The sequence below is a fragment of the Pseudofrankia coriaricola genome (assembly GCF_032027725.1).
Taxonomy (GTDB): Bacteria; Actinomycetota; Actinomycetes; order Frankiales; family Frankiaceae; genus Pseudofrankia.
Window position 1 is genome coordinate 57,008 of record NZ_JASNFO010000002.1, and the last position, 21,000, is coordinate 78,007.

A 21,000-nucleotide genomic window follows, 5' to 3' on the forward strand; every position below is an offset into this window, starting at 1 on the left:
CGCGCGCGTCGGCGCTGGGGCGCTGTCCGTCCGCGCCGCCTTTGCTGGCCTGTCCGGGTGGTCTGTCTGGGTGGTCTGCCCGCCTGGTGTCCGGGGCCGTCGTGGCGGTCAATCGGGACGCGGCGGGGTGCCGACGATCACCTCACCGGCCTGCGCCAGGCGTCCGCCCAGGTAGACCGAGGGACGCAGCGTCTGGACGACGCGTTCGTCCGTGAGGCCGTCGGTCTGCTCGAACGCCAGCACCATCAGGTTCTGGCCGCTGTCGTAGGGGGCACCGTCGTGGTCCTGCACCTCGACGCCGGCGGCGGCGAGCACGTCGCCCACCGCGTCCAGGCGCCGCAGCGCCCGGCGGGCCTCGGGGGCGACCGGGGCACCCGCCGGAGTGAGCTGGCGGCGCAGCCGCCACAGCTCGGTCGCGACCCGGGCGATGTCCCTGGGCTCGAGCGCCGCCACGTCGGGGGCCGCGGCGGGAGCGGCGTCCCGCCCGGGTGAGACCGCCGGGCGTGCCAGCGTGTCGGACAGGGCCGCGAGTGCGGACGGCCAGCGCGGCGGCGGGATCCGGAACTCACGCGGGTAGCGCCACTGGCGCGCCGTGGCCGCGATGCCCGTGACCCGGCGCTCGGGTCGCGGCGGCTGTTTGGGGCGGGCGCCGTCACGAGCGGCGGCCATCACTGCCCCGCGGGCTTGGCGCCCGGCTGCCACTTGTCGACGAGCAGCTCCACCAGCGGCGGGAAATGATCCGTCTTGCTTTTGATCGTCATGCGCACCCACATCATGGAGATGAAGAACACGACCACGCCAGCCAGGACGCCCCATCCGGCCGCCCCGAGCACCGTGGCCACCGCGACGATCGCCACGAAGGCCGAGATGCCGCCGAGCCAGGAGAAGATCCGTCGCTCCTCGTGCCCGCGCGCGCAGTCGCGGCAGCGGGGGATGGTCACCGTCGCCGACTGGTAGTGGATCCGCCGGCCGTTCCACGTCGTCTCGGTGTGGCTGACACGGTGCAGCGGGCGCGATATCGAGGAGGCCTTGTCGTAGCGGCGGCGCTGGCAGTACCAGCAGGCGGCGGCGGTGGCCTGGCGCTCGACGATGCCAAGGTTCTCGCTGATGCGCTGGGTGAGGGCCGCCGACTCGACCATCGGGGCGACCCGGCGCAGCAGCTCGCCCATGCGGAAGTGGTCGGGGACCTCGGTGGTCGACGGCTCGCCGGACGCGTCGACGAAGGTCTGGTCATAGAGCAGCACCGCGGTCAGCACCGTCTGGCCGAGCTGGTCGCGGATGCCGATCCGGGTCAGGTTGCCCGGCGGCAGCAGCTCGTCGATCCGGGCCATCGTCGGCTCGGCGTCGGCGAGCAGGCGCTCGGCGATGTCGGGACCGGTCGCCGGCGTCTTCTGGGCCGCCCGGTCGGCGTCCGCGCACAGTGACCGGACTCGGGTAAGCCACGGCTCGCAGGCGGCCCGCAGCGCGGCGTCCAGGTCCCCCGCGCCGAGCTCCCGAAGCGCGGCGAGGTGGGAACGGGCGGCCGGCAGGTCCGCGGCGTCCACGGCGGCGGCGACGAGCGTCGCGCCGCCGGCGAGCAGGGTGTCCGGGAGCGCGGAGCGGATCCCGGCAGCCAGCCCGACACCGAGCCGGGCGTCACCGGCGGCGGCGATGCGCGCTTCGAACGCCTCCCAGCAGGCCTCGTCGCGCAGCACGGCCGCCCACAGCCAGTACACCTCGCGCCAGTCCGGCCGGGCCGGCGCGCCGGCGTTCCCGGAAGCGGCGCTCGGCGGGCCGGTACTGGCACGTTCGGTGTCGAGGGCCTCCAGATGAGCCAGAACGGCCAGGTTGTGCCGAGCGGCGCCGTCGCCGGCGGCCGCCTCGGCCCAGCGGCGCCGAGCCCCGTCGATGTCGCCCGCGGCCAGCGCGGCCAGCGCCGGGTCGTCGGCGGTGGCGACCGTGGCGGCGCCGTCGTCCGCGGACGCATCAGCAGACGTAGCCGCTTCGGCGGGCGTAGCCGCTTCGGCGGGCGCGGGCGACACGGCGGACGGCCAGAACCAGAAGAACTCGTCAACGAGGCGCAACCGGGGATCGCGCAGGCGGTCGAGCGCGGTGGTCAGCGCCGCCGCGGTCACGGGGACCAGCGGGGCCAGCGCATGGGCTGGGGTGGCGACCTCGCCCAGCCGCTCGGCGATCTTCACCCGGTCGGAGACCCGGCGGATGTCGCGGCGGCTCGCCGTCACCGCCAGGCCCGTCACCCGGAACGCGTTGGTGTCGTACAGCCACGGCGGGCTGGTCTGGCCGAGGATCTCCCGTCCCTCGCCGACGGAGGTCACGTCACATCACCACACCCCTGCGCGACAGCCGTTCCCGGTTTCCATGCCGGTCCCGCAGGGCGGGAACCAGGTCGTACGCGGCGGTCAGGCGGCTGGCGGCGGCCATGGACCGGCCCTCCCGCGCGAGCCGCAGCGCCTCGTCGACGAGCTGTGCCGCGGCCCCGGCCACGTCGTCGGCCGCGGCGCGCGCGGGGACGTCGGTCAGGGCGGTGGCGACGCCCGGCTCCGCGGTGCCGAACTCCGCGGCACTGACCGCCGCGGGGCCAGGGCCGCTGGCCGCCTCCCCCCCGTTCCAGGCGTCGGCGTCCACCGTGCCTGCAGTCGCCGCGGCGGCGGTTGCGCCCGGCGGACCGGCGTCGGAGCGCGGGCCCCGCGCCGCGGCGGCAGCGCCCGATGCCTCGGCGAGCTGAGCCGAGCCGTCCGCGGCCGGCCCGGCGCCCTCCGGGCCGGCCCACTTCTCGCGGGGCGACGGCACGCGCGTGTGCGGGCTCTCGGACGCGGCCGGCTGGGCGGACGGGACGGCGGAGGGAGCAGCCGGGGTCCGCCACGCCTCGAGGTCGGCGAGCAGCTCGGGCGCGGAGGCGTAGCGATGAGACGGGTCCAGCGCCAGCGACCGGGTCACGATCTTCTCGAGGTCCTCGTCGACGACGTAGCGCAGCTCACGAGGCGGGATCAGGCGGCCCGTGTACCAGGCACCCGCGAGGGGATCCGCCGCCACCAGCTCCGGGTGCGGCATCTGGGCGGTGAGCAGCAGGTAGAGGACCGAGCCGATGGCCCAGACATCGCCGGCACGGGAGTCGCCGCGCGGGTCGAGGAAGGTCTCCGGCGCCTTGAACGCCATGGTGCCGCGGGTGCTGGCCATCAGCGTCCACGGGTTCACCGCCCGGGCCAGGCCGAAGTCCGAGACGAGTACCCGGGTGGCGTCGCCGTCGTGCCCCATCAGCAGGTTCTGCGGCTTGATGTCACGGTGGATGATCGGCGGGTTCTTCTGGTGGGCGACGGCGATGCCACGGCACACCTGGATGGCGATGTCGACGGTCTCGGCGACCGGCAGGAACCCACGGTGAGCAGCGAGATGGTCGGCCAGCGTGCCACCGGGGACGTATTCCATCGTGAAGTAGCCGAACATCCCGGACGATGTCGAGAGAGTGTTCGCGTCGAAGACACGCACGATGTTGGGATGCCCGAGCCGGGAAAGCAGCACGGCCTCCCCCAGCGCCTTCTCTATGTCGTTGGCCGACAGACCGGGACGACGGAACACCTTCATGGCCTGCCGGCCGAGGAACGGATGCCTGACTCGGTAGACCTCCGCGAAAGCGCCCTCGCCGAGAAACCGTTCCACGCGATAGGTGTCGCGGATGACCTGCCCCTCGCCCAACAGCGGCATATGATGTCCAGACGCGGTCAGGCCTCGGAACCTGACACAGCGGCCGAGGCGCCATCGAGCAAGAACGGCGTCTTCTGGAAAGAACGGGTGATCAGAGACAGCTTACCGCGAATCGACTGCCGCGCAACTTAGTCGGCGTGGAGGCGAGACTGTCGCGCACACGACCATCCGCGCGGCGCTGGTCGGAAAGCGGCGGCCGGCTCTCGACGCGGCAACCTCGGCGTTCCGCGCGCGGAAGCCCTTGACCTCGGCGTTGGCCGTGCCCGTGGCTGTGGCCCGTGAACACGAGGCGGACGGCCGGGCCCGCGGGCGAGGCACCGCGGGTGCGGAGCGCTCCCATGGGCGAGCCCCGGCCGCCCGGGAGGTCGAAGGTCCGGGACGGGGCACGGCGTCCGCGGCCGGGGTTCCTGCCGGATTGGCGACAGGGTTCTTGCCGGATCCGGGGTTCCTGCCCGATTGGCGACAGGGTCGCTGCCGGATCGACGGACGGGGTCCCCGCCGGATTGGCGAAGCCCGGGGTCCCTGCCGGATTGGCGAAGCCAAACTGGGAGGTCTGCTGGGAGGTCGTGATCTGGGAGGTTAGCGATCGGGGAGGTCTGGAAGCCGATTTGGTAGGTCGGCGATCCGGGAGGTCGTAGGGTCGTCGGCACGGGCGATGTGACGCCGCCGGGGGAGCAGACAGATGTCGATCTACGAGGCGGCGGTTCAGGCCGCGGTCCAGGCCGCGCTGCCCGACTACGAGGTCGGCGACGAGGTCGGCGCGGGCGGTTTCGGCGTCGTCCTGGGCGGACACCACCGGGCGATGGGCCGCCGCGTCGCCATCAAGGTCCTCACCCAGCCCAGCCAGCAGGACCGGTTCAGCCTCGAGGCCCGCGTCCTCGCCAGTCTCGACGCCCACCCGCACGTCGCCCGTGTCTACGACTACCGCGTGGTCCCGGGCCAGCGCATCCGGCTGCTCATCATGGAGTACCTCGCCGGCGGCACTCTCACCGCCCGGCGCCGGGCGGGCCTGTCCCCCGAGGAGATCTGCGCCGTCGGCATCGCCGTGGCCGAGGCCCTGCACCACGCGCACGCGTCCCGCATCCTGCACCGCGACGTCAAGCCCGACAACATTCTCTTCGCCGCCGACGGCACACCCAAGGTCACCGACTTCGGCATCGCGAAGATCCTCGAGAACGCCGAGGGTGAGGCGAGCTACGTCATCGGCAGCCCGGTCTACATGGCCCCCGAGCAGCTCCAGGGCGGCATTCTCAGCCCGGCCACGGATGTCTTCGGCCTCGGCGTCGTGCTCTACCGCCTCCTGGCTGGCCGTCTTCCGTTCCCGCAGCGATGGTCCGTGACCGCCGCCGTCCCGCCGGCGCCGCCCGTCCCCGAGCCCCTCGCCCGGGTGGTGATGAAGGCGCTCGAGCGGGAGCCCGCCGAACGCCAGAGCACCGCCCGCCAGCTCGCGCTCGAGCTCGCCGAGGCGGGCGCCCGGGTCTTCGCGCACGACTGGCTCGACTACTGCCGCATCCCCGTCGCCGTCGGCATGTCCGTCAGGGCCGCCGCCCGGGCGGCATCACCCGCGACGCGCCGGATCGACCCGCGTGAGGCCCACGCGCCTGGCTGGGACGACGGGGGTCTCGAGCAACTGAGGGAACGGGCCAGGACGGCGGGAGACCTGGCCGATGCCGGCGACCATCTGGCGGCCCACGCCATCTACGAGGACCTGCTGCCGCGGCTTCGCCGCGTGATCGGGGACGACGATCCCGACACGCTGACCGCCATGGGGCTCGCGGCCCAGAACCTGCGCGAGTCCGGCGACCACACCGCGGCTGCGGCCCTGTTCGACGACCTCGTCCCACGCCTGCGCCAAACACTCGGCGAAAACGAGGCACGGACGTTGTTCTTCTCCGGGGAGGCGGCACGCAACCTTGCTGACTCCGGCAGCCATGAAGCGGCTCGCGGCCTATACCAGGATCTCCTGCCGCGCGCTCGCCAGGTGTTTGGGGAAAACCATCGGACGACGCTGATCGACACCGGGCTGGCGGCGCGGAACCTGCTCGACCACGGCGACCACGAGACGGCCCGGGCCTTGTTCGACGGCCTCGTTCCACGCCTACGCCAAACACTCGGTGAAAACAATCACAACACGCTGTCACTTTCCGGGTTCGCCGCGCGGAACCTCCACAGGTGCGGCGACCGGAGAGCCGCCCGCGCCCTCTACGAGGAACTCCTCCCTCGACTGCGCCAAACACTCGGCGAGGACAACCACACGACACTGACCATCAGCGCCGACGCCGCGCTCAACCTGCTCGACGCAGGCGACCGGCGGGCTGCCCGCACCCTCTACGAGGACCTTCTCCCCCGGGTCCGCCGGGTGTTCGGCGACACCGCTCCCATCACGAAGGCCGTCAGCTCCAACTATCAGCGCGTCCTTTCCGACGAGTAGAGGCGTCAGACGGCGCCGAAGATGCGGTCGCCGGCGTCGCCCAGCCCGGGGACGATGTAGGCGGTGTCGTTCAGGCCCTCGTCGATGGCGGCGGTGACGACGCGGATATCCAGGCCGCTGGCGTCAAGCGCGGCGATCCCCTCCGGGGCGGAGACGACCGACACGACGACGGTTCCCCGTGCGCCGCGGGCGGCGAGCAGCCGCAGCGCGTGCAACGCCGAACCGCCGGTCGCGAGCATCGGGTCGAGCAGCAGCACCGGCCGGCCGGACAGGTCTGCCGGTACCGACTCCAGATAGACCGTCGGCTGGAAGGTCGTCTCGTCCCTGGCCAGGCCGATGAACGCGCTGACGGCGTCCGGCACGAGCGCGTGCGCGGCCGGCAGCATCCCCAGCCCCGCGCGCAGGACGGGGACGACGACCGGCTCGCCGGTAAGCCTGGCCCCGGTGGTCTCGGCCAGCGGCGTGCGCACCTGGACCGCGGCCGTCGGCAGCTCGCGGGTGGCCTCGTAGATCAGCATCGTCGCCAGGTCATGCAGGGCCGCGCGGAAGCCGACTCGGGGCGTCTTCTCGTCCCGCAGGACGGTGAGCGCGACCGCGGCGAGCGGGTGGTCGATGACGTCAACCTGCACGAGAATGCTCCTCGGGATGTACCGCGCTGGCCGCGGGCGGTGGACCGCGCGCAACGCGGGTCAAAGGACGTGTACCACCGTTTCACCGGCATCCAGGGCGCAGGGGTCTCGTCCGCGGGCGAACCGCGCGGAAAGATAGGGCCATGACGACGGCCGACGAACCTGACCAGCCAGCCGGCACCTCGGGTGCGACCAGCCCGCGGGAGTTCCCGCCGGCACCGGAGTCGCCGCCGCTGCCGCCGGTGCCGACGAACCGGAGGGAACTGGCGGCGATCATCGACCACACGCTGCTGCGGCCCGAGGCCACCGACGAGGACGTCCTCAAACTGTGCGCGGACGCGGCGAAGTTCGGAGTCGCCGCCGTCTGCGTCGCCCCGACCCACGTCTACCTGGCGGCCGCCAGCGCCCGCCAGGAGGCGCGGTCCGCGGGCAACAGCGGGCCGCCGGCGTACGCGGTCGCCTCGGTCGTCGGCTTCCCCCACGGCAACCACCTGACCGCGGTCAAGGTGGACGAGGCGCGCCGCGCCGCCGCGGATGGCGCGACCGAGATCGACATGGTGATCGACCTCGCGAACGCGATGGACGAGAACTGGGCCGCGATCGAGTTCGAGATCCACCAGATACGCATCGCGGTGCCGGCACCCGTCGTCCTCAAGGTCATTCTCGAGACGACGCTACTGCCGGACGCGACGATCCGGTCGGCCTGCCGCGCGTCCCTGGCCGGCGGCGCGGACTTCGTCAAGACATCGACCGGCTTCCATCCGGGAGGCGGCGCGAGCCTGCGCGCCATCCGCGCGATGCACGCCGCCGTCGGCGGCCGGCTCGGTATCAAGGCCTCCGGCGGGATCAAGACCGCTTCCCAGGCGCTGGCGTTCGTCCAGGCCGGCGCCACCCGCCTGGGCCTGTCCTCCACAGCCGACGTCCTCGCCGAAATGGAACCTTGAGTCACCTTTCGTTGTTGCGTCACGTTGCGCTTTCGCTTGCGTTTCAGCCATTCGGATAAGGCTGGTACGCAACGCACAGCCCCTCCCAACTCAGGCCCGCTGGCCCCGGGGCCGGGGTGGGCAGGGGCGACCCCGGGGGCGCCTCGCTCCGCTCGTCGAAGGGCGCCACTGGCATCAGCCATCCGGATAGAGCTGGGCCGCAACGCACAGCCCCTCCCAACTCAGGCCCGCTGGCCCCGGGGCCGGGGTGGGCAGGGGCGACCCCGGGGGCGCCTCGCTCCGCTCGTCGAAGGGCGCCACTGGCATCAGCCATCCGGATAGAGCTGGGCCGCAACGCTCTGCCCGGGCCAACTCAGGCCTGGCGCCCGAGAGACGGACTTGCGATCATGGTCCGGGCATGATGCCGGCCCGCCTGGGTGGCCAGGCGGGCCGGGGTGGTCGGTGACTGGGGCGGGGGTCAGGCCTTCGCGGTGCCGGTGAGCTCGTGCTTGCCGAGGCTCAGGCCGGCGAAGGCGATGATCAGCCAGATGGGGCCGACCATGCCGGGGAAGCCCGCGATCGACATGGTGCAGGCCATGAACAGCACCGCGAGCGGCGGGATCAGGCTGACGATGCCCAGCCACTTCGAGACGAGGCGGTCACGCAGCCCGAGCCAGGCGACGGCGCCCGCCGCCACGACGACGCCCAGGTAGCCGATCCAGGGGCCGAAGTCGCAGAGCATGTAGTACACGAACTGTCCCTCGCGGGTGAAGAGCTTCTCATCCATCCCGCCGGGCATGTAGTCGGCGAGCGCCAGCTTCCAGCCATAACCGAACGTCAGGGCCGCGGCCGAGGCGACGAACGCGTCCGCCACCACCCGGGCCGCCACCTTGTCCGGGAACGCCTGAATGATCTTTGAGCGCCAGCAGGCGGCCAGCACCAGCAGGAGCGCGACGGCCACGTACCCGATCGCGCCGCCGATCTGGGTCGAGGTCCGCGAGATCTTGTCGATGACCGCGGGGCCGACCTCCTTGTCGGACACGCCGGTGGCGGTGACCACCGTCGCGACGAAGCCGAGCACGCCGGCGCCGACGCCCAGCCAGGTCCAGCGGGGGCGGGCCACCGCGCCGGCGGTGGGAGCGGCGTGGCGGGCGGGGGCAGTTGCGGTTGTCATGTCATCCGTCCTTTCGTCTGCCGGCGGCCTCGTCGCCATCGGCGTCTGGAAGCAACGGTCGTGCGCCCGCTGTCCCGGATACGAGGGACAGCGGGCCCGCACCCGGGACGCGCAGCCGACACGATTCGGGCCGTCCGCGGCACGACTACCAGCGGTATCGCGCACGATCGTGCGCGATCCTGGGCACATGGGGGCACCGACATCGACGGTCCAGGACCGCGGCACGCGTGCTGGGGACGCCGCTGGGGACCACCGCCTCGACCGGGGTGGCTGGAGCGACCGGGGCGTCCCGGCCGCCGGCCCGCTGGCCCTCGCCCCAGGCACCATGCCGGCGACGCGGGCCGTGGTCGCGGCGTCGGTCATCGCCGTGGGACTGGCGCTGCTGTCGATCGGCTGCGCGGCCGGCGCCATCGCCCTGCACGGTTACGTCACCGGCCGGACCGCGCACCGGACCGTGCTCTCGAACGCCGACCTGGTCCTCGCGACCGCGTTCCCGCTGGTCGCGGCGCTCGTGCTCGTCTACCAGCCGCGTAACCGGGTGGGCTGGGTGCTGCTGTCGACGGCGCTGACCGGGCCATACCTGCTGGCGACCCAGTACGCGGCGCTCGCCCTCGTGCCCGGCCAGGCCGGGCTGCCGGGGCAGGAGGTGGCCACCTGGTTCGCGGTCTGGGGCTACATCCCGTACTTGGTGCTGTGGGGCCTGGTGCCGCTGCTCTTCCCGGATGGCCGGCTTCCGTCCAGACGCTGGCGCCGCGTCGCGGCGATTGTCGCGACGCTCATCGGCTGCCACCTGGCGGCACGGATGTTCTCCCCCACGAGCACGGATGTCTCCCACGAGCTGACGAACCCGCTGGCCATCGACGGCGCCACCTGGCTACTGATCACCACCCTCGTCACCGCCTATCTGATCATGATAGGCGGCGGCCTGGCCGGGCTGGCCGCGGTCGTGACGCGGCTGCGCCGCTCGGCCGGCGTCGAGCGCGCGCGGCTGCAGTGGCTGGTCGCCGGGATGGTGGGTCTCATCGGTGCCACCCTCGTGGGCCTCGTCCTGGAGGGCAGCTCGGACTCCGACGGCCTGAGCATGGGCGTAGGCATGCTGCTGCTGGTCGCGGCGATCGGCGCCGGCGCCGTCCGCCACCGGCTGTTCGACATCGGCGGCGCGCTCAGCCGGACCGTCGTCTACGGCCTGCTCACCGCCTTCCTGCTGTTCGCCTACGCGGCGACGGTCGCCTCCGCCGGGGCGCTCGTCCCCGGGCAGCGCGTCGCCTACGGGGTGCTCGCCGTCGCCGCCCTGGTCGCGGCGGCGGCTCGTGACCAGGTGCAGCGGTTCGTGGACCGTCTGCTGTTCGGCTCCGCGCGTGACCCGTACGCGGTGCTCGCCGTCCTGCAGGGCCGGCTCGACCTGGCCACCGGGCCGATCGACGCGCTGACGCAGCTCGCGGAGGGGGTGCGCGGCGCGCTCAAGGTGCCCTACGTCGCCATTCATCCGGCGGACGAGCGGCTGCCGGTGATCGAGACGGGAACGCCGGTCGACGCGGTCGAGCGCGCCGCGCTACACGCCAGGACCGGGCGGGCCGGCACGCTGGTGGTCGGCTGGCGCCACCCGGCCGACGAGTTCAACGGCGCCGAACGGGCGATGTTCGACGACGTCGCCCGGCGGGCCGGCGACCTGCTCGACGCCGCCGCGCTGCAGCACGACCTGCGGCGCAGCCGGGACCGCCTGGTGACGGCCCGCGAGGAGGAGCGCAGGCGGCTGCGCCGGGACCTGCACGACAGCATCGGCCCGCAGCTGGCGGCCATGGCGATGCAGCTCGACAGCCTCACCGACGGGCTCGAGGAGCGGGCCGACCCCGCCGCGGAGAAGGCGGCTCTGATCCGGGACCGGCTTCGCGGCACCGTGCGCGAGATCCGCCACGTGGTGGAGAACCTGCGCCCGCCGGCGCTCGACGACGGCGGGCTGACCGTCGCGCTGGGTCAGCTGGTGGCGCCGTTCGCGCCGGTCGTGGCGCTCGACCTGCCGGACGGCGCGGCGGGTGGCCTGCCCGACAGCCTGCCCGGCGGCACGCTGCCGGCCGCGACTGAGGTGGCGGCCTACCGCATCGTCGCCGAGGCGGTGACGAACGCGGTGCGCCACTCCGGCTGCGAACGGTGCACGGTCCGCGTTCGCCAGGAGCCGCCGTGGCTGGTCGTCGAGGTGATCGACGACGGCGTGGGGCTTCCCGTGGACGCCGTGCCCGGAGTCGGGCTCCAGAGCATCCGGGAGCGCGCGAGCGAGGTCGGCGGACGCCTCGAGGTCCGCCGGACCGCGGCGGAGGGCGGCGGGACCGTGGTGCGCGCGCGCCTGCCACTCGGCCCAGAGGCCTCTGTCAGGTCGGTGAAGGCCGGGGTTCCTGGTGGGCTGGTTTCGCCGATTCGCCAGGAACCCCGGAAGACCGACCGGGAGAGCGGCGGTCGGGTCTCGGACCTGGCCGGCGTCGCCGCTCGACCGGCCGGTCCGGCGGACGAGCGAGGGGCGGCATGACGCCGGTCCGGGTCGTCATCGCCGATGACCATCCCCTGTTCCTGGACGGCCTGCGCGGCCTGCTGGCCGAGCTGGGGGCGACGGTCGTCGCGGAGGCGGACGACGGCCGCGCGGCGCTGGACGCGGTGCTGCGCCATCGGCCGGCCGTCGTCTTCATGGACCTGCGCATGCCGGGTCTCGGCGGCATCGAGGCGACGGCCCGGATCGCCGAGCAGGCTCCCGAGACGGCGGTCATCGTGCTGACCATGAGCGAGGACACCGCCTCGCTGCAGGCCGCGCTGCAGGCGGGGGCGCGGGGCTACCTGCTGAAGGAGTCGTCGAAGAAGGACGTCGCGCGGGCGCTCGAGGCCGTGGCCCGCGGCGAGCTGGTCATCGGGACGGGTGTGGCGAGCAAGGTCCGCCACGCGGTCGGCGGATTTTCCCCGCAGGTGTTCCCGCAGCTGTCCGAGGCCGAGGTCCGGGTGCTGGAGCTGGTGGCCGACGGGCTGGACAACCGGTCGATCGCCGCCCGCCTCTTCCTCGCCGAGAAGACCGTTCGCAACCGGGTGTCGTCGATCCTCGCCAAGCTCGACGTCACGACCCGAGCCGAGGCCATCGTGCGCGCTCGCGACGCCGGCCTCGGTACTGGCCCGACCAGCCCGTCCGTTTGAACCAGCCCGTCCGTCTGAACCAGCCCAGCCGTCCGGAGCGAGCCCAGCCCTCTGAGCCAGCCCAGCCGTCTGGGAGGCGTCAGCCGTGGAGGGTCTCGAGTTTCGGAGCCGTGAGCGCGTCGACGGCCGACTCGACGGCCGACGTCACGCGTGGCCCATCCCCTGTGCCGAGCAGGTCCAGCAGTCCACCACGGAGCACCGCGAGCACGGCGCTTCGCTGCCGCTCACCGTCAGAGGTGCGGGCGAGGCCGGGATGCTGCCCCTTCTCGAACAGCTCCAGCCAGTCCCGGACGGTGCGTTCGGCGAAGCCGGCCCAGGGCCCGCCTGGCTGGATCAGCGAGTTCGCGTAGGACTCGACCCACAGCCGCAGGATCTGCACGTTGGACGGATCCGCGAGCCAGCGCCAGACGGCCTTCGCGACCACGGCCAGGTCCGCGTCCTTGGGAACGACCTCCATGAGCCGCAGCTCATCGGCGCGCGCCCGCTCCAGAAGGGCCGCCACCAGGCCCTCCTTCGATCCGAACACGAAGCGCAGGACGCCGGTGCTCGATCCGATGGCATCGGCCAGCGGCCGCAATGAGAGGTCCACGAGGCCGTGCTGGAGCACGTAGCCATAGGCGGCTTCGAGCAGTTCCCGCCGGCGAGACGTGGTCACGGTCACCACTCTACTGATACGGTCGTGTCACTGACACGGTCGTATCAGTTGAAAGGAACCACGGGTGGGCATGCCGACGTCCGTACGCGAGATCGACGCGCCGGGTGACCTCGGATGGGTCATTCAGCGCCACGGCGAGCTCTACGCCAGCGAGTTCGGGTGGGACTCCTCGTTCGAGGAGCTCGTCCTTTCCCTGGTCGCCGAGTGGAAGACCCGACGCGCCCCGCGTGACCTGGGCTGGATCGCGGAGGTCGACGGCGAGCGCGCCGGCTGCGTGTTCTGCTTCGAGACGGACGAGCACACCGGTCAGCTCCGGATGCTCCTCGTCGAGCCACGATTTCGGCGTTACGGCGTGGGCCGGGAACTCGTCGGCATCTGCCTGGCGCACGCCCGCGCCGCCGGGTACGAACGGCTGACGCTCTGGACCAACGACGTCCTCGCCGCGGCTCGCGCGCTCTACGAGCGGTCCGGCTTCGCGCTGGTCGCCCGCGAACCGCATCACAGCTTCGGCGTAGATCTGGTCGGGGAGACGTACGCGCTGGACCTCGGACCGTCGAACCCCGACCTCAGCCCGGGCTGACGCTCATTCGGCGCGCGCACCGACGGTCATCCCCCGGCCGCGCCCCGGGCGAAGCAGTCGGCGAGGTGGTCGTTGACGAGGCCGCAGGCCTGCATCAGGGCATAGCTCGTCGTGGGGCCGACGAAGACGAGTCCGGCCTTGCGCAACGCCTTGGCGAGCGCGACGGACTCCGGCACCTGCGCCGGGACGTCGGCAAGCATGCGCGGGACAGGGCGGGCCGACGTGTCCGGCTGGAAGGACCAGATCAGCTCCTCCAGCGGGCGTTCCAGCGCGAGGATGGCCCGCGCGTTGACGACCGTCGCCTCGATCTTGCGCCGGTTGCGGACGATCGAGGCGTCCAGGAGCAGCCGCTCGACGTCGGCTTCTCCAAACGCCGCCACGGCCTCCGGGTGGAAGCCGGCGAACGCCCGCCGGAACCCCTCGCGCTTGCGCAGGATCGTCAGCCACGACAAGCCCGACTGGAACACCTCCAGGCTCAGCCGTTCGAACAGCCCGACCGTGTCCCGCACGGGCCGCCCCCACTCCTCGTCGTGGTAGGCGACGTAGTCCGGGGTCGACATCCCCCAGGGGCAGCGCACCAGCCCGTCTGGACCCAGCCGCCCCCCGCCGACACCGTCGACCGCCGCGACGGGGCCATCCACACCAGTATCAGTAGCCACGGGGACCTTCCCGGACGCTCTCGGACCCGACACCGCGAGGATGGCACCCAGGTCCGACAAGCCGGCGTCCCCGGGTCCTCGGGTCACCGGTCACCGGTCACTAGCAGGGCGTGACGTGAGGAACAGTGGAACCACACTTATATGAAGTGTGGTTCCACTAGGCCTTCACCCACGGACACCACGACCACCAGAATGATCAACGGAGCGAGGAGCCCCACCTGGACCTGGTGGGCGTCGACGGTCAGGTACGCCGGGTGGCGCCGGAGAGGGCGTCGTAGCCGGGCTTGATGACGTTGTCGATGAGGTCGAGGCGTTGGTCGAAGGGGAGGAAGGCGGACTTCATCGCGTTGAGGGTGAACCAGCGGATGTCCGACCAGCCGTAGCCGAACGTCTCCACGAGCGTCGCGAACTCGCTACTGAGCGTGACGTCGCTCATCAGCCGGTTGTCGGTATTCACGGTGACGCGGAAGCGCAGGTCACGCAGCAGGCCGATCGGATGGGTGGCGATACTCGCCGCGGCGCCGGTGTGCACGTTCGACGACGGGCACATCTCCAGCGGCACGCGGGTGTCGCGGACGTAGTTCGCCAGCGGGCCGAGCGTCGCCCGCCCGTCCGGGTCGACGGCGATGTCGTCGACGATGCGCACGCCGTGGCCGAGGCGGTCGGCGTTGCACCACTGGACGGCCTCCCAGATCGACGGCAGGCCGAACGCCTCGCCGGCGTGAATCGTGTAGTGCCCGTTGGCGCGCTGGATGTACTGGAAGGCGTCGAGGTGGCGGGTCGGCGGGTTGCCCGCCTCGGCACCGGCGATGTCGAAACCGATCGCGCCCCGGTCCCGCCAGCGGATCGCGAGCTCGGCGATCTCCAGCGAGCGGGCCTGGTGGCGCATCGCGGTCAGCAGCACACGCGCGTGCAGGCCGGTGCCGCCGGCGCCGACCCGCAGCCCGTCGATCACCGCCTCGACGATCGCGTCCAGCGACAGCCCCCGCTGGGTATGCAGCTCGGGCGCGAACCGGATCTCGGCGTAGACGACACCGTCGGCCGCGAGGTCCTCGGCACACTCACGGGCCACCCTGGCGAGCGCGTCCGTGGTCTGCATCACCGCGACGGTATGGCTGAACGTCTCCAGATATCGCTCCAGCGAGCCACTGTGCGCCCCGCCGCGGAACCACCCGCCGAGCTTGCTGACGTCGGTGGTCGGCAACGCCGTGTACCCGCATGCGTCGGCCAGCTCCACCACCGTTTCCGGCCGCAGCCCACCGTCCAGGTGATCATGCAGCAGCACCTTCGGCGCGCGCCGGATCTCCTCCACGGTGGGAGGCGCCTCACCCGCTGTCGTTGTCGTCGTCATCGTCCCGAGCGTAGGGCAGCGCTGTGACGATTCCGGTTCGCCGATCCGGCGGCGCGCGCGAGCCGGGAGAGTCGGACAATCAGGGCTGGGAACGGCGGGGCCCCGCGTGGGACGCGCCGGGCATCGGGTGTATCCGGGCGGACCGGATGTGCTCGGATGAACCCGGCACGCCGGACGCGGGCCGGGGGCGACGATAGAGGGAGCACGAGATGTCAGGCGAAGGCCGGTCAGCGTCGGGAGCCGGCCAGCCAGGGGTCTTCTCCCCGGGGACAGTCGTCGGCCGCCGCTACCGGCTCGACACGGTGATCGGCGAGGGCGGGATGGGGGTGGTCCACCGCGCCACCGACCAGATCATGCGCCGGACGGTCGCCATCAAGCAGGTCCGGTTGCCCGCCGGCGCCGGGATGGCCGTCGCGCAGGCCAGGGAACGGGTGCTGCGCGAGGCGCGCGCCGCGGGCCGGGTGCACCACCCAGGCGCGGTGGGTGTGCTCGATGTCATCGACGACGGCGAGCTCCCCTGGATCGTGATGGAGCTCGTCGAAGGCGAGGCGCTGTCGGCCCTGACGGAGCGCGACGGCGGCCTGCCCGTCGAGCGGGTGGCCCAGATCGGGATCTCGCTGGCCTACGCCCTGGACGCGGCGCACCGGCTCGGCGTGATACACCGCGACGTCAAGCCGAGCAACGTGATCGTCACCCCCGACGGGCAGGCGCGGCTGACCGACTTCGGGATCGCCGTCAGCCAGGGCGACCCGCGGCTCACCAGGACCGGCGAGGTCATCGGATCGCCCGCGTACCTGTCGCCCGAACGCGCGCAGGGCGACGCCGGCGGCCCGGCCTGCGACGTCTGGGGGCTCGGCGGCACGCTCTATGCCGCCGTCGAGGGCGAGCCGCCGTTCGGCGGTGGCACGCCGGTGGACATCCTCACGTCGGTCGTCGAGGGACTGATCCGGCCACCCAGGCACGCCGGGCCGCTCTGGCCGGTTCTGCGGACGATGCTCGCGCAGCGCGAGGCCGACCGGCCCTCGCTCACCGTCGTGCGCTCCCGGCTGCGCGACTTCTCCGGCGAGACGGCGTCCCGTACCGCGGGCACCCAGCCCAGGACGCCCCGCCCCGCCGCGGCCGGTACCGCACCAGCAAGGCCGGCACCGGCGTCCACACCCCGGCCAGCTCCGTCGCGGCCGGTAACGCCGTCGCCAGCGCCGTCAGCGTCAGTGCCGCCTGCGCCCGTGCCGCCGGCGCCCGTGCCAGTGCCACCACGGACACCCGCGGCCTCCACCAGGCCGCCGGGCCCACCCGCGCCGTCACGCCCAGCCGAGGCGGCAGCCACGCCGCCGCCTCCGGCCGAGGCGATACCCGCGCCGCCGCTCCCCACCGCCGTGGCCGCGGCGGGCTCCACCGATGTCATGGCTGCGACGGCCGGTCCCGCGGCTGGTGCCGCGGTGTCGACCGAGGCAGGCCCGACCCGCGTCCTCGAAGACGTCCCCGACGTGTCCGGCGACGCGGAGAGCGACGCGACCGCGACGGCCCTCATGGCCGCGGCGGTCCCCGAGGCCGACACGACCGACTCGCCCGACACGACCGACTCGCCCGGCCCCGCCAGTCCGCCCGGCCCCGCCAGTCCGCCCGGCCCCGCCAGTCCGCCCGGCCCCGCCAGTCCGGCCGGTCCGGCCAGCCCCGCCGAGGCCGAGGCGCTGGCAGATGTGACCGTCCTGAGCGGTGGGCCCGCCACCAGCCCGCCGGTCACGCCGCCGGCGGCCGTACCTGTCTCCTCCTCGGTGCCCGCGGAGCCGGTCGGCTCGACGAGCACAGCACGGCCCGCACAGCCGGCGGCCGTCGCCACGGGCAGGAACTCGGACACGGGCACGGTTGCCATGGCCGGCTCGGCTCCGGGCACGACGGTCGTCGAACGCGCTTCCACCCCAGCTCCGTTCCTGGGCTCCGCCAGGTCCGAGGACGCGCCGGCTGGCCAGGCCGGGGCCGGGGAACTCGCCCCTGACCACCCCGCGGACCCCGATGCCACCAGCAAGCTGAACGGGGCGCAGCGGTCGCACCGCTCGACGCCGCGCCCGCCAGCGCGGCCGGACCCCGCGCCACGGTCCGCGCGGTCGCACGCGGAGCGACGAGCCGTGATCGTCCTGGTGGCGATCATCGTGGTGCTCGCGGTGGCGCTCCTGCTGGTACGGCTCTCGTCCTCGGACGACGACAAGCCGGCCGTCCAGTCGACGGCCACCGTCCCCGCGTCCGCCGTCGTCGACGGTGCCAGCCTCGGCGCCGAGCCGGCGCTGGCAACCGGCTCGACGCCGATGGTCGCGCCGCCCGGATGGGTCTCCTATGTGGATCCGAGCGGCTGGTCGGTCGCCTATCCGGCACTGTGGCAGCGCCAGGTGGGCACCGGTGGTCCGGGAATGGTCGACTTCGTCGATCCTGGCACTGGTACGTTCTTGCGAGTCGGTAGTCTCACGGCGGCGCCCCGATCCGTCCTCGATGACTGGCTCAAGAGCTTCGAGGCGGCCTTTCGTGGCGATGCCCAGCACTACCCGGGCTACCAGCGGGTGCGTCTCGCGCCGGCGGACGGCAACAACGGCACGTCCGAGGCGGACCTGGAGTTCACGTACCGCACGGACAGGGGGAAGGTCCATGTGCTCGACCGAGGCGCCAGCCGCGGCGGCCACGGGTACCTGCTCTACTGGCAGACCGGGGAAGAGCGATGGACCGTCGACCAGTCGCTGAGGCAGCAGATGTTCGCCTCGTTCCGGCCGGCGCCATGATGAGCCCGCGCCCCCCGCTGGCTGGCCGCCAGCCAACCTCGGGGCGTGCCATGGCAGCTACCCGGGCCGGCGGCACCCCGATGCCACACCTCGCGCGGGCCGGCGAAGACGGCTCCTGTCGCCCCGCGAATCCCCCGTCACGGGAGGGCTCCGTGCGCGTCAATCACCCAGTCTGTCAGACTTGACAGGATGGCCAGATCGGCGAGCGTGCCACCCGAGACTTCTCGGAGCGGCACCCCCAGCATCGTCGCCGGACGTTACCGCCTAGACGCACCGATCGGTCGCGGCGGCGCCGGCGTCGTGTGGCGTGGTGAGGACGAGGTCCTCCAGCGTCACGTCGCGGTCAAGGAGATCCTCGTCCCCCTGGCTGGAGCGCAGAACGAGCGGGACGCGATCCGTGCCCGCGTGCTGCGCGAGGCGCGCGCGCTCGCGCGCCTGAACCACCCCTCCATCGTCGCGGTCCACGACGTGGTGGAGGAGGCGGAGCGTCACTGGATCATCATGGAGCTGGTCGACGCGGAGAGCCTGGGCGACGTCATCCGCAACCACGGCCCGCTCCCGCCGAACCAGGTCGCGGCGATCGGTCTCGCGCTCATCGAGGCACTCGGCGCCGCTCACCAGAAGGGCGTCCTGCACCGCGACGTCAAGCCGGGCAACGTGCTGCTCGGGCGGGACGGCCGGGTTCGCCTGACCGACTTCGGCATCGCCGCGACCGAGGGCGACATGACGCTCACGGGTACCGGCGCGCTCGTCGGCTCGCCGGCCTACATCGCGCCGGAGCGGATCCGCGGGTCGTCGGGGACTCCGTCGAGCGACCTGTGGGGCCTCGGCGCGACGCTGTACTCGGCCGTGGAGGGCTCACCGCCGTACGAGGGCCCGGAGACCTATGCCGTGCTGTCGGCCGTCGTCGAGGGCCGCCGCCGGCCGTTCCGCAACGCGGGGCCGCTGCGCCCGCTGCTCGCCGACCTGCTCGACAAGGCCGCCGAGGAGCGCCCCAACGCCGGCGAGATCCGCCAGCGGCTGGTCCCGATCGCGCGCAACAGCGAGCCGGTGCCCACGTTCGTGGTCAACGGCCCAGCGGTCGCCGCGTCCGAGGGCGGCGGGGACGACGACGCCGGGCTGGAGAACGTCAGCGGCACGGACGGCGACGGGACGGAACGCGACGGCGCGGGCCGGCCGGCCGGCTCCCCACTGGCCGCGGCCCATCTCCGCGCGCTCGAGGAGGAGATCTCCAGCACCAACTCGGACGAGTTGTCCGGCCTCGAGGCGGTGTCGGAGGAGCCGTTCCCCGGGGCGCGCCACCAGGGCGGCCGGCGTCGCTCCGGCGACAACAGGCGCTCGCTGGTGATCGCCGCGATCGCCGCGGCGGTCGTCGTCGCCGCCGCGATCGCCGTCAGCCTGCTGCTGACCAGCCGAAGCCAGCCGTCCGACCTGCCCCATGTCACCGTGGATGACACGTCATCGGTGTCGCCCACGCCGACGGCCACGTTTTCGCCGGCCCCCGCCGTGGTTCCGACGGCGGACGGGCCGACCGCCTCGCCGACCAGGCGCGGCACGGTGCCGCACACCAGCGCGCCGCGGACGCCGACCGGTCCGCCGGTGGCGAGCACACCGGTGTCCACGCCGCCCTCCCCGCCGCCCACCACCCCGGCGTCCCCCACCAAGTCACCGACCGGAAAGCCATCCGGCGGCAGCACCCCGACACCGACGGGAACGACGCCGTCGCCATGTGAGGTGCCGGTGTTCTGCCCGGCCGCCAGGTAGAAGCGGTGACGGGAACGGGGCGGACGAAGGGAACGGGCGGACAAAGAAGGAACCAGACGCCGCGACGCGCGTCGCTCGCGGCGCCGGCAGCACGGGCCCGCCACGTGACGATCAAGGAACCTGACTCGCCTGGAGCGCGCTGAGCCCATCAGGACTCGACTGTCTCCGGCCGTACGCGACGATCGCGGAGCCGCGCGCGGCCGGGAGACATCGACAGGTCCTGAGAACTTCCCAGCGAGCGGTGGGGGCCGCCCGTCGGCCAGCTAGCTGGCGCGGGGCATCAGGTCCTGGGCGCGCAGTACCCGCAGCAGGTCCTCAGGGTCGACGATCAGGCGGCCGGTCGGCGGATGGGTCGGCTCGGCTTCCTCGTACTGGAGGTCAACCGGCAGGCTGTAGAAGTCGGCAAGGTGGCGGCACAGCTCCCACAGGCGCCGTTCGGTGGCCTTCTGGTCGCGCCAGCGGCGCTCCGCCTCGGCGTCGGTCTCGGGGCTGCCCTCACGCTCGAGCCGATGCGCCCGGCACAGGCCGTCGGGGTCGCCGTGCAGCGCCCGCTTGCCGCACCGGTGCGCGACATAGCCCCGGCCGCCGCCCATGACCGTCGCCGTGCAGCGGTTGTCCTCTTCCCACACCATCCCGTCCTGCCGCCTTCCTGTCCGCGAGCCAGAAGAAGCCGTGGAACCAGGCTAGGGACTCCCGGTCAGATGTCCACGTTGCCCCCAGTAAGTTCACATTGCCGATACATAGGCATCCCGACGTCACGCCGCCGCCCGCAAACGATCGCCATACGCCGGATTCCCGCTGGCCAGACGCGCGCGGACGAGCACGCTCGGCACCAATTCAAGGACCAACGAGTGACAACCTGAAGACCAGTCGCGGACAACACGACGTGACCGGCGACACGTCGCCGATTGAAGCCGGCCGGAAGGATGTGATCGATACCACTGAGAGGCTGGCCGAGACCGTTCTCGCTCCGGCGAGCGGGCAGGCGGGCCCACACGGGGCGACGCGCGGCGACGCCAGGCTGGCCCGCCGGGCCGCCGGGCCGCCGACGTCGGTCTACCGCGATTCCGCCCGCCGCGCAGCCGATCCCATCACCCGCTCAGGGACCCGGCGCATGCCGGGGCGGCGAGACTCGGGGCACGAGGCCGGGCCGCCGACGCCGCCGAAGCCCCGCATTCGCCATGCCCGCGTCG

Annotated in this window: 16 protein-coding genes; 7 read left to right on the forward strand and 9 right to left on the reverse strand. The window is 73.0% G+C overall.

The genetic code is table 11. The features are described from left to right. Positions 1-108: 108 nt before the first annotated feature. The 3 genes from QOZ89_RS02365 to QOZ89_RS02375 are packed head-to-tail and all read right to left on the reverse strand — an operon-like array spanning position 109 to position 3,702. Positions 109-669 (reverse strand): hypothetical protein, encoded by a 561-nt coding sequence (locus QOZ89_RS02365; protein ID WP_116271769.1) that lies wholly within the window; start codon positions 667-669, stop codon positions 109-111. After that, positions 669-2,315 (reverse strand): hypothetical protein, encoded by a 1,647-nt coding sequence (locus QOZ89_RS02370; protein WP_312622869.1) that lies wholly within the window; start codon positions 2,313-2,315, stop codon positions 669-671. Before QOZ89_RS02370 ends, QOZ89_RS02365 begins: the two co-directional genes overlap by 1 nt. Position 2,316: 1 nt before the next feature. Continuing rightward, positions 2,317-3,702: a serine/threonine-protein kinase gene (locus tag QOZ89_RS02375; RefSeq protein WP_071052730.1), complete on the reverse strand. Its 1,386-nt coding sequence runs from the start codon at positions 3,700-3,702 to the stop codon at positions 2,317-2,319. Positions 3,703-4,384: 682 nt separating this feature from the next. On the opposite strand from QOZ89_RS02375, the gene QOZ89_RS02380 reads away from it, so the two are divergent. Continuing rightward, positions 4,385-6,133 carry a serine/threonine-protein kinase gene (locus QOZ89_RS02380; RefSeq protein ID WP_312622870.1) on the forward strand — a complete coding sequence of 583 codons (1,749 nt, stop codon included), beginning with the start codon at positions 4,385-4,387 and terminating at the stop codon, positions 6,131-6,133. Positions 6,134-6,138: 5 nt separating this feature from the next. Here QOZ89_RS02380 and upp read toward each other — a convergent pair whose 3' ends face one another. Continuing rightward, positions 6,139-6,762: a uracil phosphoribosyltransferase gene (gene upp, locus QOZ89_RS02385; protein WP_071052732.1), complete on the reverse strand. Its 624-nt coding sequence runs from the start codon at positions 6,760-6,762 to the stop codon at positions 6,139-6,141. 143 nt (positions 6,763-6,905) lie between these two features. Here upp and deoC point away from each other — a divergent pair, with 143 nt between their 5' ends. Next, the gene (deoC, locus tag QOZ89_RS02390) at positions 6,906-7,706 is read left to right on the forward strand and encodes a deoxyribose-phosphate aldolase (RefSeq protein WP_071052733.1); all 801 of its coding nucleotides are present in this window, start codon (positions 6,906-6,908) and stop codon (positions 7,704-7,706) included. A 457-nt stretch (positions 7,707-8,163) separates the two neighbouring features. Here the strand turns inward: deoC and QOZ89_RS02395 are convergent, their stop codons facing one another. Next, positions 8,164-8,859 carry a hypothetical protein gene (locus QOZ89_RS02395; RefSeq protein WP_071052734.1) on the reverse strand — a complete coding sequence of 232 codons (696 nt, stop codon included), beginning with the start codon at positions 8,857-8,859 and terminating at the stop codon, positions 8,164-8,166. A 187-nt stretch (positions 8,860-9,046) separates the two neighbouring features. On the opposite strand from QOZ89_RS02395, the gene QOZ89_RS02400 reads away from it, so the two are divergent. Continuing rightward, complete coding sequence (locus QOZ89_RS02400) at positions 9,047-11,380, forward strand: sensor histidine kinase (RefSeq protein WP_083419672.1); 2,334 nt, start codon at positions 9,047-9,049, stop codon at positions 11,378-11,380. After that, on the forward strand, positions 11,377-12,030 hold the full coding sequence (locus tag QOZ89_RS02405) for a response regulator transcription factor (protein ID WP_071052735.1): 654 nt from the start codon (positions 11,377-11,379) through the stop codon (positions 12,028-12,030). The genes QOZ89_RS02400 and QOZ89_RS02405 overlap by 4 nt, the downstream gene beginning before the upstream one ends. A 79-nt stretch (positions 12,031-12,109) precedes the next feature. Here QOZ89_RS02405 and QOZ89_RS02410 read toward each other — a convergent pair whose 3' ends face one another. Further along, positions 12,110-12,685: a TetR/AcrR family transcriptional regulator gene (locus QOZ89_RS02410; protein ID WP_241842242.1), complete on the reverse strand. Its 576-nt coding sequence runs from the start codon at positions 12,683-12,685 to the stop codon at positions 12,110-12,112. 70 nt (positions 12,686-12,755) lie between these two features. Between QOZ89_RS02410 and QOZ89_RS02415 the strand changes: the two genes are divergently transcribed. Continuing rightward, positions 12,756-13,265: a GNAT family N-acetyltransferase gene (locus tag QOZ89_RS02415; RefSeq protein ID WP_071052760.1), complete on the forward strand. Its 510-nt coding sequence runs from the start codon at positions 12,756-12,758 to the stop codon at positions 13,263-13,265. Positions 13,266-13,291: 26 nt separating this feature from the next. Here QOZ89_RS02415 and QOZ89_RS02420 read toward each other — a convergent pair whose 3' ends face one another. Continuing rightward, on the reverse strand, positions 13,292-13,906 hold the full coding sequence (locus QOZ89_RS02420) for a DNA-3-methyladenine glycosylase I (RefSeq protein ID WP_312622872.1): 615 nt from the start codon (positions 13,904-13,906) through the stop codon (positions 13,292-13,294). Positions 13,907-14,165: 259 nt separating this feature from the next. Next, on the reverse strand, positions 14,166-15,275 hold the full coding sequence (locus QOZ89_RS02425; RefSeq protein ID WP_071052737.1) for an adenosine deaminase: 1,110 nt from the start codon (positions 15,273-15,275) through the stop codon (positions 14,166-14,168). 209 nt (positions 15,276-15,484) lie between these two features. Between QOZ89_RS02425 and QOZ89_RS02430 the strand changes: the two genes are divergently transcribed. Together QOZ89_RS02430 and QOZ89_RS02435 are read left to right on the forward strand one after the other, a co-directional pair. Further along, complete coding sequence (locus QOZ89_RS02430; RefSeq protein WP_312622873.1) at positions 15,485-18,043, forward strand: serine/threonine-protein kinase; 2,559 nt, start codon at positions 15,485-15,487, stop codon at positions 18,041-18,043. Positions 18,044-18,343: 300 nt separating this feature from the next. After that, the gene (locus QOZ89_RS02435) at positions 18,344-19,807 is read left to right on the forward strand and encodes a serine/threonine-protein kinase (protein ID WP_397428662.1); all 1,464 of its coding nucleotides are present in this window, start codon (positions 18,344-18,346) and stop codon (positions 19,805-19,807) included. Positions 19,808-20,070: 263 nt separating this feature from the next. On the opposite strand, the gene QOZ89_RS02440 is transcribed toward QOZ89_RS02435, so the two are convergent. Further along, entirely contained in the window at positions 20,071-20,439 is a 369-nt protein-coding gene (locus QOZ89_RS02440) for a hypothetical protein (protein WP_312622875.1), read from the reverse strand. Between the last annotated feature and the right edge of the window lie 561 nt (positions 20,440-21,000).